Annotated in this window: 13 protein-coding genes; 12 read left to right on the top strand and 1 reads right to left on the bottom strand. The window is 49.8% G+C overall.

What is annotated here, in order from left to right; translation table 11 throughout:
- Window positions 1–441 precede the first annotated feature (441 nt).
- Entirely contained in the window at window positions 442–2,220 is a 1,779-nt protein-coding gene (locus tag ACYCSE_RS03720) for a M4 family metallopeptidase (RefSeq protein WP_069290305.1), read from the bottom strand.
- 560 nt (window positions 2,221–2,780) lie between these two features.
- Here ACYCSE_RS03720 and ACYCSE_RS03715 point away from each other — a divergent pair.
- From ACYCSE_RS03715 to ACYCSE_RS03660, 12 genes are all read left to right on the top strand, one after another.
- Window positions 2,781–3,719 (top strand): glycosyltransferase family 2 protein, encoded by a 939-nt coding sequence (locus ACYCSE_RS03715; protein ID WP_459701461.1) that lies wholly within the window; start codon window positions 2,781–2,783, stop codon window positions 3,717–3,719.
- Window positions 3,716–4,651, top strand: a complete 936-nt coding sequence (locus ACYCSE_RS03710) for a glycosyltransferase family 2 protein (protein ID WP_459701459.1) — start codon at window positions 3,716–3,718, stop codon at window positions 4,649–4,651. Before ACYCSE_RS03715 ends, ACYCSE_RS03710 begins: the two co-directional genes overlap by 4 nt.
- Entirely contained in the window at window positions 4,648–5,448 is an 801-nt protein-coding gene (locus ACYCSE_RS03705; protein ID WP_322160328.1) for a glycosyltransferase family 2 protein, read from the top strand. The genes ACYCSE_RS03710 and ACYCSE_RS03705 overlap by 4 nt, the downstream gene beginning before the upstream one ends.
- Window positions 5,445–6,176 carry a sugar phosphate nucleotidyltransferase gene (locus tag ACYCSE_RS03700; protein ID WP_235308456.1) on the top strand — a complete coding sequence of 244 codons (732 nt, stop codon included), beginning with the start codon at window positions 5,445–5,447 and terminating at the stop codon, window positions 6,174–6,176. Before ACYCSE_RS03705 ends, ACYCSE_RS03700 begins: the two co-directional genes overlap by 4 nt.
- Window positions 6,177–6,248: 72 nt before the next feature.
- Window positions 6,249–7,709 carry a glycosyltransferase family 2 protein gene (locus tag ACYCSE_RS03695; RefSeq protein ID WP_459701456.1) on the top strand — a complete coding sequence of 487 codons (1,461 nt, stop codon included), beginning with the start codon at window positions 6,249–6,251 and terminating at the stop codon, window positions 7,707–7,709.
- 119 nt (window positions 7,710–7,828) lie between these two features.
- Window positions 7,829–8,116, top strand: a complete 288-nt coding sequence (locus ACYCSE_RS03690) for a hypothetical protein (protein WP_013311765.1) — start codon at window positions 7,829–7,831, stop codon at window positions 8,114–8,116.
- Window positions 8,117–8,145: 29 nt separating this feature from the next.
- Entirely contained in the window at window positions 8,146–8,478 is a 333-nt protein-coding gene (locus tag ACYCSE_RS03685; protein ID WP_029518277.1) for a hypothetical protein, read from the top strand.
- A complete protein-coding gene (locus ACYCSE_RS03680) occupies window positions 8,478–8,828 on the top strand; it encodes a hypothetical protein (RefSeq protein ID WP_250266586.1) in 351 nt (116 codons plus the stop codon). Before ACYCSE_RS03685 ends, ACYCSE_RS03680 begins: the two co-directional genes overlap by 1 nt.
- On the top strand, window positions 8,776–9,135 hold the full coding sequence (locus ACYCSE_RS03675; protein WP_061830076.1) for a FliH/SctL family protein: 360 nt from the start codon (window positions 8,776–8,778) through the stop codon (window positions 9,133–9,135). The genes ACYCSE_RS03680 and ACYCSE_RS03675 overlap by 53 nt, the downstream gene beginning before the upstream one ends.
- Before the next feature lie 180 nt (window positions 9,136–9,315).
- Window positions 9,316–10,407, top strand: a complete 1,092-nt coding sequence (locus ACYCSE_RS03670) for a CgeB family protein (RefSeq protein ID WP_459701452.1) — start codon at window positions 9,316–9,318, stop codon at window positions 10,405–10,407.
- Window positions 10,408–10,440: 33 nt separating this feature from the next.
- On the top strand, window positions 10,441–11,574 hold the full coding sequence (locus tag ACYCSE_RS03665; protein WP_235308461.1) for a CgeB family protein: 1,134 nt from the start codon (window positions 10,441–10,443) through the stop codon (window positions 11,572–11,574).
- Window positions 11,575–11,634: 60 nt separating this feature from the next.
- Window positions 11,635–13,296: a glycosyltransferase gene (locus ACYCSE_RS03660; protein ID WP_459701449.1), complete on the top strand. Its 1,662-nt coding sequence runs from the start codon at window positions 11,635–11,637 to the stop codon at window positions 13,294–13,296.
- The last annotated feature ends 68 nt before the right edge of the window (window positions 13,297–13,364 follow it).

Here is a 13,364-nt window from a genome sequence, read left to right as displayed (position 1 = left end):
ATGTTGAGGTAAAAAAACACCCTGTTTGAAGAAGTCTTGCGTCATATATGTAAGTCTTGTTGCTCCTTTGAAACGTGAAGAGGCTGGATAAAAATGACCTTATGTAAAATATTAAGGTTTATTTTTTTGCAATTTCATCGTCTTGGCTCTGATATTAGCACAGAGGTTGTCGAACGAGAAGATTAATTTTACAAAATACCCCAAAATGAATCTTTAGTCCCTGATTTACTGTTTATTTGTCTTATTTAGTCGAAAATGATCGGAGGGACTCAATGAACAAGAAAAGGGCGCCCCTTTGAGGGGACGCCATAATAAGGGGGGAAGGGGCGCAGACTTGTACACTGCACCCCTATTTTTTCGTCCATTATGAGCAGGCCTAAGTGACAGTTGCACAACGGCAAAGGTCTATGGACGGGATATGAGGATTATAGCGTATATGATTTAGTTTACGCCTACAGCGTCAAAAGATTTGGCAGCTGCAGTTGCTTGTGCCGAGTTCGCACCGTACAGATCATTTGCTGCTTGAATCACAGCAGCGCGTGCGTTGGAGAAATCGGAAGAAGAAGTCAGGTAGTTCGTAAAGGCACTGTAGTAAATTTGGACCGCTGCATCGCGGCCAATTCCATTTACTGCTACACCATGGAAAGTACCACCTTGTGCCAACAGATAGTAGGCTTTATTGATAATGCCGCTGTTCGTATGAACGCCACCGTTATCGGAGCTGCCTGTATACAAGTCGGAATAGTGATCTGGTTGATCATATAGCGTAGGATTGGACATAGAGCGCAGAGCATCGCCTGCAATGTTTGGCGTATAAATATCATCGCCTACAAGCCAGTTTTTACGCTGAATGTCATTGCCGATGACGTCCGAGAAAGCCTCATTCAATGCACCGGACTCTCCGTAATATTCCAAATTCGAAGTATACTCTGTGACACCGTGAGTAAGTTCATGACCTACCACATCGGGGTCCCCACTGAATGCGATAAATGTGCTACCGTCCCCATCTCCATAAGTCATTTGGGAGCCATTCCAGAAGGCGTTGTTGTAGCGGCTACCGTAATGGACTGTCGAACGGAGTTGCAGCCCGCGTCCATCAATGCTGTTGCGTCCGAATTTGGATTTATAGTAATCATATGTTTTGGCAGCATACGCATGGGCGTCCACGCCGGCTGGATCATTCCATACATTATCGGCATCGGTCAGAAGGGTACCTGGGATGCTTTGACGGTTGGAGGCCGTGTAGGTCACAATACCATTACCGCGTGTTGTATCTTTTAACTGGTAGCTACTACCGGAAGCCGTCGTGGTGAATGATTTGCTATCACCAAGCACACCTTTACCTGTGCCTGTCGCTTCATTAATGATGTCATACTGGAATACGATGCTGCCATCATTGGCATCAATAATGTAGCGAGTACGCAGTGGGGCAGGTTCTAAAACATTGACTTCTGTTACATAAACCAGCTGCAGGTCATCCCCTTTAGGATAGAAGTACAGATCAGCTTTAGGATCTACTTCTGGCTGCAGATTAGCGATTTTGGCAATGGAACTTTTTTCTGTCTCCACCGCCTCAATTTTGCTATCTTTCAGGGCAGATGCTTTATCAAGACTCAGCTCGTCCTTATCAGTAGATAGCGTTTTTCCGTTGTTAGCTGCTTCGGCGTAAGTGTCTTTGCTTACACTGCTTTGTTCCTCAACATCTTTAGAAATCGTATCGTCGGAGGTAGGGAGGGCTTCAATCCGTGCAGCTGCTTCTTTATATGCAGTGTAGACTGCTTCAGAAGCGCTGATTTTTGGAGTTGTACCTTGCGTAGCTTCAGCTTGCTGATCCTCAGTAACCACCGCTCCTAAGTAAGAGGTGACCTCACCAGATTTGCCCACATGAATAGTCTGTTCAGCTCCATATACGGGAATCCCGTTTACATACTGTTTCAGCCGATAATGGCTCACACCAGACTTGTCGCTTGTGCGATCAACGATTCGGAATTGTTCACGTACACTAGAGTTGTCCGCACCCAGTAACGATTTCTTTTGCCGATTCAAATAGCTCCATACAATGTCGTCCCCGGATACCGAGGAAGGGGCTTTCCATTGCTCGGCGTGAAAGGTCGGTGTAAGCTGAGTTGGCCCCGAAACGGAACTCTCCGCTGATGCACCAGACGCGACCGACCCTAATAACATAGCTCCTCCAAGAAGCGAAACCCATACTTTTTTCATTAAAAATTCACTCTCCTCGATTATTGTCAGGATGAATCATCCTGTCTTGAATAAGGCATTGCGCCATTTATGTAGGTCGTGTTGTCGTCTGGAATAGAAGAAAATGGAACATGAAGAGAAATACCGAAGTGTTTTTCATGAAGCGTACGTGAAAAGAGGGTACTGCAATATGAAGCATGTAGCTTAAAAAGGTGACAAACTCCTCCTTTCCTGTCGTATAAAAAGAAAATAGAATAATGGTGGATAATGGAAAAATATTGACTTATGCAAAAAAAACAAATGTTGATTTTTTGAACTCCCATCATCTGGCTCTGATATTAGCACAGAGAATGACGAACGAGAAGATCTATGTCACAAATTTATCCAAAATGATTCTTTAGACCCTAATAACTCATTTATTTAATAAGATTAATAAGTTATGTAAAATAAAGTCGAAAATTGCTGTGTCGAAAAGACTCCACGATTGCCGTTACACACGGCTTTTGGACCGCATAGGTTATGTTGAACTGTCCTAATCATGCTGTCCATCTATACAGCAGGAAGGGAGGTGAGACGGGAGCATGAAGAAGCAGGGAAGAGCTGGATACAAGATCAAACGGAGGCGGCATTCCGGCGCTTACTATCATTCTAAGATGTGGCTGCCGTTACGAATGCCGAACATGCATAAGAATCCGGTAGCCCCTACCATGAGGGAGGTACTCGACACGGAGAGAGGGGCACAGATCGGCGAAGAGCGACCATCTGAAACGTCATCAGTGGGAAAGTTTTTCGTATCTGTCATTATTCCGGCCATGAATGAGCAAAAAACAATCGGAGCTGTAATTCGCGAAGCGCGCCGTGTCCATCCACATACAGAGGTTATCGTCGTTGAGAACGGATCACACGATAGAACGGCGAAGGTGGCAGCAGCGGCGGGAGCTCGTGTGCTTTCCTTTCCGGAACCGCTCGGACATGATGTTGGCCGTCGTATTGGAGCGGAGGCGGCATCCGGACAGATCCTGCTTTTCCTGGATGGGGATATCGTCATTCCCTGCGTTAGACTCCGGCCGTTTATACACGCCATATGTGCAGGGGCGGATGTGGTGCTGAATGATTACCATGGACCTGTGAATCGTACGCCCGTACACCCTGTAGTGGAGGCAAAGCATGTATTGAATATCTTGTCGAATCGTGCTGATTTAGGGGGAGCATCTATGACTGGCATTCCACACGCCATAAGTCAAAAGGCTCTAAAGAAAATAGGTCTAAAGCCCTTGGAGAAGCCTCCTTTATTTCAAGCTATGTCCATCGCCTCCGAGTTACGAGTGGTGACTGTATATGGAATAGCTGTCGGAAAAATAAATGCGACACGTAAAAAACAGAACGGCAAGGACCCGCTGGCAGATGTAATTGTTCAGGATCATCTGGATGCCATTGCCTGGCTTACATCGCGTCTGGGAACGCGTGCGGGATATACGGATTTGGAGCGCAAACGGATCAGAGACGAGGTGAAACTGTGAATAGACAGTATCGCAGAGGGAAGCGTGAAGAACCGAGTTGGGGCATGAGACGTGTTCAGCGAAAACGAGGAACGACGACTTCAATGCATAGCCGTAGGATGAGAAAGCCCACACCTCGGGCGAAAGGAATGACCGAAGTGACTCCGCCTGTAGAACGCGAAGTTCCAGGAGATATTGTGTTACAGGGAACGGCAGCGGCCGTGGTCAGCGCCTGTAATGAAGATTCAACGATTGACCGGGTACTGGGCGAGCTGGAAAAACTTCCGCTTACGGATATCATTGTCGTATTGAACGGCTGCACGGACGGCACGCGCTCCACCGTAGCCAAACATCACCCCAGTGTGACTCTTGTCAACGTGCCGGATCGACTGGGGCATGATGTTGGCCGGGCGGTAGGCGCGCGTATGACGCAGGCTGATATTGTGCTGTTCGTGGACGGAGATTTGCCGATTCCAGCATCTGATTTGCTGCCTTTTCTCCACGCGGTGGATCAGGGAACGGATGTTGCGCTTAATGATCTGGGCAGACATTTGCCGCCCTATGCCCAGCAGGACAGCGTGACACGGTGCAAAGCATTCCTGAATCGCGTACTGCGCAGGCCGGATTTGGGAGCAAGCTCATTGACAGCCGTACCGCATGCATTATCTCGGCGTTTACTGGATCAGCTTGGCTCAGCCGTGCTTGCCGTACCGCCAAAAGCCCACGCCCTGGCAATTCTGCATGGCATGATCGTGACGGCAGTACATGCTGTCGATGTCATTAAAACAAACCGTAAGCGGACCTTCAATGTTGGCAAAGGGAACGCTATGGAACAGTTGATCGTCGGTGATCATGCAGAGGCACTGACGGCGGTGTTTCAGGTAGCCGGGTATTCCCCGCTCGGGCCTGTTCCAACACGGGTAGACGTTGCCAAAGGGAGGAATGCACAATGAGTCTGACGAGCATCATTATTCCGACTTATAACGGCCTACATCTGTTAAAGCCGTGTATTGAGGCAATTCGGACACATACGATAGATGTACCGTATGAAATCATTGTTGTGGACAACGCTTCGAATGACGGAACGGATGATTTTTGCGCATCCGAGCGGCTGATCAGCATACGTCTTCCTGAAAACAGGGGCTTTCCAGCAGCATGTAATATGGGGCTCCGGCTGGCTTCGGGTGATCAGTTCGTTATTTTAAACAATGATGTGACGGTTACGCGGGGATGGCTATCGATTATGTTGGCTGCATTGCAGAGCGAAAGCATGGTGGGATTGGTGGGACCGGTGACGAATTACGTCAGCGGTATTCAGCAGATACACGGATTGGAAGGAGATTTGGCCAGTTGTCTGAGATATGCGGAGCAGAATAATGCAAGTAATCCCTCCAGATGGCAGGAGGTCAAGCGGTTGGTCGGGTTTTGTTTGCTGTTCCGGCGCGATCTGATGGAACGGATCGGATTGCTGGATGAACGGTTCAGCCCCGGACATTATGAGGATGACGATTATTGTCTGCGCGCACGTGTGCATGGCTACAAGCTGCTCATGTGCAATGACTGTTTTGTCTATCACGAGGGGAATGCGAGCTTCTCACGCTCGGAGACTTCCTGGATTGAAGAGCTGATCGAGCGGAACTATCGTTTGTTTATAGAGAAATGGAGCATAGATCCCAGAATGTTCATTGAAACTGGAAACACTGGGGTTGCATGCACTGAACATGCTGTCGAAGGAGGAAGGAAGATATGAAAGGGGTTATTCTCGCAGGAGGAACCGGATCGCGCCTTCATCCGTTGACTACATTACTCAACAAGCATCTGCTTCCGGTCGGCAAGTATCCCATGATCGTATATGGTATCGAGAGGCTACGACAGGCTGGAATCACCGATATGCTTATTATTATTGGTAAACAATCGGCCGGGCTGTATACCGATTTTTTGGGCAGTGGCAGTAATTATGGTGTCCAACTGACATACCGGATTCAAGAAAAGGCGGGCGGCATTGCGGAAGCACTCGAACTGGCAAGAAGCTATATGCAATCAGAAGAGAAATTCACTGTTTTGTTAGGTGATAATTTGTTCAAGGAAGACTTGGGACCTGTGATCGAACGGTTCAAGCAACAGCCCTCGGGGAGCGCCAGAGTGTTGTTGAAAAAGGTGGCAGATGCTCGTCGTTACGGGGTACCCGTATTTGATCCTGAGCGCCCGGAGAGCATTACGCGGATTGAAGAAAAGCCGCAGCACCCCCAATCCAAATATTGCGTTACGGGTATCTATATGTACGATACTGCCGTGTTCGATAAGATCCGGCAAATTACACCTTCGGCACGCGGTGAGCTTGAGATCACGGATGTTAACAACTGTTATGCCGCTGAAGGCAAGCTGGAATATGATATTTTACGGCGCTATTGGAGCGACGCAGGAACCTTCGATTCCCTTCAGGAAGCTGGAGTGAAAATGAAAGGACTTCTACCCTGATCTCAACGAAACACCATCCGGCCGGGCCAGGCATATAGTATAGGCATAATGCCACCCGGAGGAGTGAACGGCATGAAACGCCTGAGTATGCAAAGGAAACACAGCAAGCGGCTCGGAAAGAAAGGCTATTGGTCAGGATATAAAAGGGGCCAGGAGCAGGGCAACAAGTTGGGCCAGGCTTCGTTCGGCAAGGTTTTTGAAGGTGTCAGTATTATCATTCCGTCCTGCAATCAGCTTCAACAACTCCGTGCATGCATTCACCGTATTGAGGAGAATACGAGCCATCCTCACGAAATTATTGTGGTGGACTGCGGATCGACGGACGGGACATCCACCTATTTGCTCCGTAAAAGCATCGCTGTGCGTTATGCGCTGTTAAAAAAGGATGTTCAAATGATAGGTAGCCTGAATCAGGGGCTGATGATGGCAAAAGGTACAACTATTGCGGTATTGGATCAAAACTGCATGGTGACCCCCGGCTGGTTGGATCGGTTATTAGGGTGTTTATACAGCGATCCGCGTATTGGTGTTGTCGGGCCTGTAACGAATGGTCCATTCAAAGAACAGCAGATTGAGGTTCCTTATATGAACGAAAATGGAGCCCGTCCATTTGCCATGAGCTTCAATATTCCCAATCCGGATGCATGGCGAAAGGCCGAAAGCTTAGCCGGATTTTGTTTATTGCTGCGCAGAGAGACATTGGAAAAAACGGGCTACTGGGACGAAGGCTGCCACAGTACTGAGGAAGCCCATGTAGATTGGCTATTGCGTGTGCGTTTGTTGGGGATACGTATGGCAATTGCCGGAGATGCTTTTATCCATTATGAAGAAAGAGATCGGGATACGGTGTATGGTTTTCCTCAAACGACCGAAAAAAGCGGTTCAATGGAGGAAAGCAGCCGGAACCGATCCTTTTTTGTACAAAAGTGGGGAGACGCGGATAAGCTGTTCCGCAATCTGGAATTCAGTACAGCGGAGACGGACGGCCAGATATCAACAGGTAAGGAAACACACGTATCAGCGGCAAGCTTTTATCCCATCGGAGCGGTTGTTCAGGGACCGTCCGGTGCAGTATTTCGGTTAGAGCCGGGAAGAAGGCGGTATCTGCATGGAGTCAGTGCTGCGGGAGGTGAAAATGTGCGCCCTGTTAGAGTGTCTCAGCTGGATTTGTTGGTGCTTCCCTTGGTAGGAAAGCCGGAGGCTACAGTTTCCGGCAACATTGATGCACCTACAGCTGAGCTGCCAGAGGAACCCATTCCTGTACTGGCGGCTCCCGATCTGGAGAACATGTCCATGCTGCCCACACTGAATATACCGGCTCAACGCAAGCGATGGATCGAGGTATTGTATGCTGAGGGCGGGCAACTGTATCAAATCGGTAACGGCTGGAAAAGGCCGTTCCTTACCCTGTACGCTGCGATGAGCTGGCGGGCAGAGGACTACCGAATTCAGTTTTTGTCTCCCGGAGATTTGTCGGCTTTGGTGGAGAAGCAGCCTATTATTGCTCCACCGGTGCTGCACGGGCATCTGTAATGATCTGAATAGGCGCTTTTAGGCGGAACCGACTACTCGCTGCGGCATACGCTGTAGTAGCGGAAAGCCCGTAGGTAATTCGTGCGTTCCGCACGGCGGAGCACATAAAGGAGGGGCTTATGCATAACGAGTTAGATGATTTGCTGATCCACATTTCGCACTCGCAGCAGCAGATGTCAAGGTTGTTGGATGCGGAACGGCAGGTGGTTGTGCGCATGGCGCAGATCATACATGAACTGCCAGATGAGGAGCCGCGTTTTGACGGAATTCCGGGCATTCTCGACAGCTCGGGACAAGTAAACAAAAGCATTGTGGCCTACTTGAACGGTATTGCCGATCTTCAGGAAGCAATGGCTGAAATGCTCGTTCGTGTCGTGAAAGAGACGGCATACCCGGAAGAGGAGTAACGTACCAACCGAGGGCAGGGAGTGAACACATGAGTAGGGAACAAGCAATGATTCACATGCTGGACGCAGCCTCCAAAATGCAGCGGAATGTGTCTATGATCCTGGAGGCCAAGGCGGTCGAAGCAGAAAAAGTGCGTAATTGGGCGTTGAACCATCTGGCCCCCCACGCATTTGACACCGATGAAGAGCAGTTGGGACGGCCTTTGGAAATTCACGAGCAGATGGTGGAAATGCTGGAGGGATTAACGCGGCTTCAGACTGGACTTTGCAGCAATCTCAAAGCATTGCTGGATCAGGATGAGCAGCAGGGTGGCGGCATGGAAGGGATGATGGGAGGAATGGGCTCGGGGGATATGAACTAATGAGCATGAGGCGTGAACGTGAGATCAAGCTGGATATGATGGAGTCTATTGCTGCCAGCCAGCACGCCGTTGCTCGGATGCTGACCAGTCTTGCGGACTTGACGCCCCATGCGGATATGTCGGCTACCCGTCTGGAAGAAACCATTCGTATACTCAGCAACTACCAGGGCGAAATCACGCAAATGTTGGCGGGTATTCCATTAAGACGGCAGGTATATGGAAAACCGACTAAGCCGTGGCTCCATGTGCCTGTTCAGAAAAATGAAACCAACACGAGAAAGCAAAGGAGGAATGGAAATGAGTACAAGGTGGGAACGCGCCACTCGGGACAAAGCCCGCAAAAGACGTAAAGATGCCCGGCGTTCCAGCATTCGCAGATTAAAACGGAGAAGAAGACGTCTGCTTGCTCTAAGACGCCGTAAAAGGGGACTTTATTCTGCACGTAGAAGACATCCTCATTTGCGGCGGCGGAAAAAACCTCAAGCTAACCCGGTGGCAGCCCCTTCTGCGGAGAATCCACAGCCCGGGACTGTTGCATTGGAGCATGATCCGCAGGCATTTCAGCAGGGATATGATGCAGCTTACAACGAGGGTTTCAATTCAGGTTTTGCCAAAGGTTATGAAGATGGACACCAGCTCGCTTACAAAGCTCAGTAAACTGTGCAAATCATCTAGTACTGTTCACCCCCGAAGCTAACAGCTTTGGGGTTATTTGCGGTTCAGCAGTTGGACGGGCAAACGCCAATTTTGTCCGGGCAGTGGCAGTCGTCCATGATGCGTTTGACCCCTCCGCATATAGTTTAGGAGTGACAGAAGTTTATCCTACAACAGGACAGGGTGAAGGATGTGAACGATCAACAAAGCGGAAATGAACGCGAAGCGTACCGATGCGGCTATCGGGAAGGACGCAGAATGGGCGGTTGCACGGCTGCTCTGTCACAGGTCGTGGCAATACAGCCTGCTGTTCGTCATTTGAAAGTGTTGTATATTCCGCAAGGTTTCGCAGCTATAGACACAGGTGTGCAAGAGGCATTAGGCCAAATATGCAGCTCTTGCGTCATCGGTACGCCTGCTACGATGCTAGCTGACGCCGAGGCTCAACGTCCAGACCTCGTGCTGGTCATGAACGGGCTGCATGTTTTTCCGGCGGATCATCTGGAGCAGGTGCAGCAAATACGAGCCCTAGGCATTCGGACGGCCATATGGTTTGTAGATGATCCTTACTTTACGGAGGATACGGCGTTGATCTGTCAATCCTACGATGTCGTATTTACGCACGAAATTTCTTGCCTACCGTTTTATCGCGATCAGGGAGTAACGAGGGTTCACTATTTGCCGCTGGCTGCGTCAGCTCGTATCTTTTATCCCCGAAGAGTAGAGCGGGAGCATCAGCATGATATTTGCTTCATTGGAAATGCCTTCTGGAACCGTGTGAAGCTGTTCGACCACCTTGCTCCCTTCTTGGCGGACAAAAGAGTGCTGATCGTAGGTGGACACTGGGATCGGCTGACCCGGCGGGATGTGCTGGAACGCTTTATCCGTCCGGGTTTTATGGAGCCGGAAGAGACCGCTCAATATTATAACGGCTCCAAAATTGTCATCAATATGCACCGCCCGACAGACCCCGGACTGGATAATCGGAATACACACCAGTTTTCAGCGGAGTCCATCAATCCTCGGACATACGAAATTTCTGCTTGCGGCACGCTTCAAATGACGGATGTTCGGAAGGATTTGAGCCGTTATTACCGACCAGGCTATGACATTGAAACCTTCTCTGGAGCAGAGGAACTGAAAGTGAAGCTGGACTACTATCTCAAGCATGACTGGGAACGCGAACGCATGGCCTGGCGCGCATTGTACACGACTATGCAAAAGCATATGTACTCCAATCGCATGGAAGAACTGCTGGACAAGGCGATGGCCTAAAGTAAACACCATAAACAGTGAGGAGTGAAAGTGATGACGATATCTACGACAGGACCGTATGACCCGGCTGTTCACCAGACGGCGGCAGCCTCCTGGGAAAGGGGGAGAATTGCGGGAGTGCATGACGGATACGACGAAGGATATCTGCGCGGACGTGCTAACGCAATTGTTGCGCGGATGAAAGCAGTTTTCCCTTTTCGACAAGTCCATGTACTGTATGTCGTCTCAGGCAAAGGCCTTCCGTATTCTCCGCTGGATGAGGCGGTCATTACCACGTTGCAAAGCATGACGGCTCAGGTTACCGTAACAGACCCACGTCAGCCGGTAGGAGATATTGCCGCTCAGCTCCGTCCGAATCTGATGCTGGCACTGGATGGAATGGATCTTCCGTTGGAGCAGGTTACTGCGGTACGCCAGTTGGGCATCCCCACCGCCATCTGGCTAACGGACGATCCATATTACACCGATACGACGACCAAAATTGTTACGAATTATGATTATGTGTTCACGTTAGAAATGAACTGCATGGAGCTGTACCGTCAGTTGGGTTGCACGTCTGTGCACTATTTGCCCTTTGGAGCATTTCTGACTCACTATTTCCCACTCAGCTCGCCCGCTTCGGTACGACGTGAGATTGGGTTTACAGGCTCAGCCTACTGGAACCGCATCTATTTCTTTAATCCGATTATGCCGCAGCTCATGGCTCGTAACATTAAAATCAACGGAATCTGGTGGGATCGTCTCCCGGATTATCAGTCGTATGGTGACAAAATTGAGCTGGGTCGCTGGATGTCTCCGGTCGAAACCAATGATTCGTATAACGGCAGCAAAATCGTAATTAATCTTCATCGTTCCCATCAGGATGATTCGGTGAACAACAACTCACTGAAAATTCCGGGGGCTTCACCCAATCCGCGCACGTTTGAAATTTCTGCCAGTGGCACGTTGCAACTGACAGATACAAGAGATGATCTGGCTCGTTTTTATAAGCCGGGGGAAGAGATAGAGACCTACAGCTCTCAGCAGGAATTGCTGGAGAAGGTTGAGTTTTATTTGACGCATGAAAAAGAGCGCCATGAAATTGCCCTACGTGCTCTGGAACGAACCCTGCGGGAGCACACGTATGGTCACCGGATTGACCAACTGTTGTCGGTCATATTTCCATAAGGTGATTCACACGTCTGATGGTTGCTATTTTAAAGGAGGTGAACTCCGATCAAGCCGAAAATGATGCTATTCAGCCATGTTAGCAACGTCCGCAGTATTACAGGGGCAGAGAAGCTGCTATTGCAATTTTGTCTAGACATGCGTACGTACTTCGATTGTATTCTCGTAACGCCTGGTGAAGGGCGGCTGACCTCAATGGCCCGCAAGCGCGGAATCACCGTTCTGACACAGAACTTGTTCATGCTGCATGGCATGTATACCCCATATGAGGGATTGGCGCAGGATGCGGAGAATTTGCGGACCCATGTGGCGTATGCACCGTTGTTCCAGATGCTTCGGCATGCTCGACCTGATGTGGTGCTGGTCAATACCTGTGTGAACGTCATGCCTGCAATGGCTGCCCAAGAGCTTAATATTCCGGTGATCTGGAAAATAACCGAGGTCATTAACCAGAATGCGTATACGCCAGTTTCTGTTTCTATCATTGAGCGCTATAGCCAATGGGTCATCGGCATTTCGCAAGCAGTAATGCGTCCTTTGCATGGTGGGGGACTGACACGTCCGCATACGGTGTTGTCTCCCTGCCGGGATATGGATATGCCATCTCCCAAAGAGCATGTGCTGGAACGGAAAAGGAAACGTGAAAAACTGGGGCTGCGGGATTTCCATATTTGCATTGGTTATATTTCTTCCTTTATTTACGAAGCCAAAGGGCTGTTGCCTTTTGTCCAAATGGCTCTAAAGCTGTGCGAAACCAATTCACGGTGTCGTTTCTGGATCATCGGCAGCTCGGTGGACTCGGAATATTACGTAAAATGTGTCTCTTTAATCCGCCAATCTCGTTATAGCCGCCGCTTCCAGTTCAATTCATTCGAGGAATCCGTATCAACGGCCTATAGCGCAATGGATATTGTTGTAATCCCAAGTATGGTGGAGGAAGGCTTTGGCCTGACCGCCCTGGAAGGGCTGGTTTACGGTAAGCCCGTGGTAGCCTTTGCGCAGGGTGGACTTGTGGAGTTGATGGAGGCGACCGGAAATACAGATTTTTTGGTAGAGCCGGGGAACAGCGACATGCTGGCGCAAAAAGTGGGCTATCTGCTCGATCATCCCGAAGAAGTGGAACGGATTGGTGTGCGTAACAACAGTGCGGCTACACGTGTATACGGACCTGATTCCTACCGAGGTAGTTTACACCTCATGGTCAGTCAATGGGTATGTCATCATCCGCATTGGTTCCCGTTGATTCAGCAGCCGGGTGGACCTGTATGGACGAGGGAAGGCGAAGGGTTGCGTCAGGTCACCGCTATACCGGAGGGATATACCAGCACGATTCGAGAATTTCCCGAATCGGTGGTGTGTCAACTGCCTGTGCTGGGCCTGCCGCCAATCGAATATGCAGCTATTCAAGGCTTGCCACAACCAGTATCCCCTTTACCTGACTTACCACCCGAATTGCCCCGCGGCAAGCGTAGTATTCGGGCGAGATGGCCAAAGGGCCGCAAGCGTACCCGACTGCGGAATCGCAGGTATAAGAGAAGCGGCGGCAAGAGTCGCCTCAAGAAAATTCACGGGTCCCCGTTGTCGAAGGGACTTTATCCGAAAACCAAGTCCAGACAGAAACTCAAGCGGAAATTCAAGCACCGGTCACGGCGACACAACACGCGCAAGCAGAAGCGAGTCACGCTCAAGGCTGGACAGCATACAAAACAACGGTCCGGGTGAACCTACGCCGGACCGTTGAGATGACGTTAAGCTGGAGCACAGCCAGTCTGCTGGATGGCTATCCTTCA

The sequence above is a fragment of the Paenibacillus sp. SEL1 genome (assembly GCF_054602535.1).
The sequence above is the reverse complement of the archived record's forward strand: the minus strand, read 5'-3'. Positions and strand labels throughout refer to the sequence as shown.

Bases quoted from the DNA above. Each gene is read 5' to 3' on its own strand.
- ACYCSE_RS03665 (WP_235308461.1), top strand. From the start codon at position 10,441: ATGACGATATCTACGACAGGACCGTATGACCCGGCTGTTCACCAGACG.
- ACYCSE_RS03660 (WP_459701449.1), top strand. From the start codon at position 11,635: ATGATGCTATTCAGCCATGTTAGCAACGTCCGCAGTATTACAGGGGCA.
- ACYCSE_RS03715 (WP_459701461.1), top strand. From the start codon at position 2,781: ATGAAGAAGCAGGGAAGAGCTGGATACAAGATCAAACGGAGGCGGCAT.
- ACYCSE_RS03695 (WP_459701456.1), top strand. From the start codon at position 6,249: ATGAAACGCCTGAGTATGCAAAGGAAACACAGCAAGCGGCTCGGAAAG.
- ACYCSE_RS03705 (WP_322160328.1), top strand. From the start codon at position 4,648: ATGAGTCTGACGAGCATCATTATTCCGACTTATAACGGCCTACATCTG.
- ACYCSE_RS03675 (WP_061830076.1), top strand. From the start codon at position 8,776: ATGAGTACAAGGTGGGAACGCGCCACTCGGGACAAAGCCCGCAAAAGA.
- ACYCSE_RS03690 (WP_013311765.1), top strand. From the start codon at position 7,829: ATGCATAACGAGTTAGATGATTTGCTGATCCACATTTCGCACTCGCAG.
- ACYCSE_RS03680 (WP_250266586.1), top strand. From the start codon at position 8,478: ATGAGCATGAGGCGTGAACGTGAGATCAAGCTGGATATGATGGAGTCT.
- ACYCSE_RS03720 (WP_069290305.1), bottom strand. From the start codon at position 2,220: ATGAAAAAAGTATGGGTTTCGCTTCTTGGAGGAGCTATGTTATTAGGG.
- ACYCSE_RS03700 (WP_235308456.1), top strand. From the start codon at position 5,445: ATGAAAGGGGTTATTCTCGCAGGAGGAACCGGATCGCGCCTTCATCCG.
- ACYCSE_RS03685 (WP_029518277.1), top strand. From the start codon at position 8,146: ATGAGTAGGGAACAAGCAATGATTCACATGCTGGACGCAGCCTCCAAA.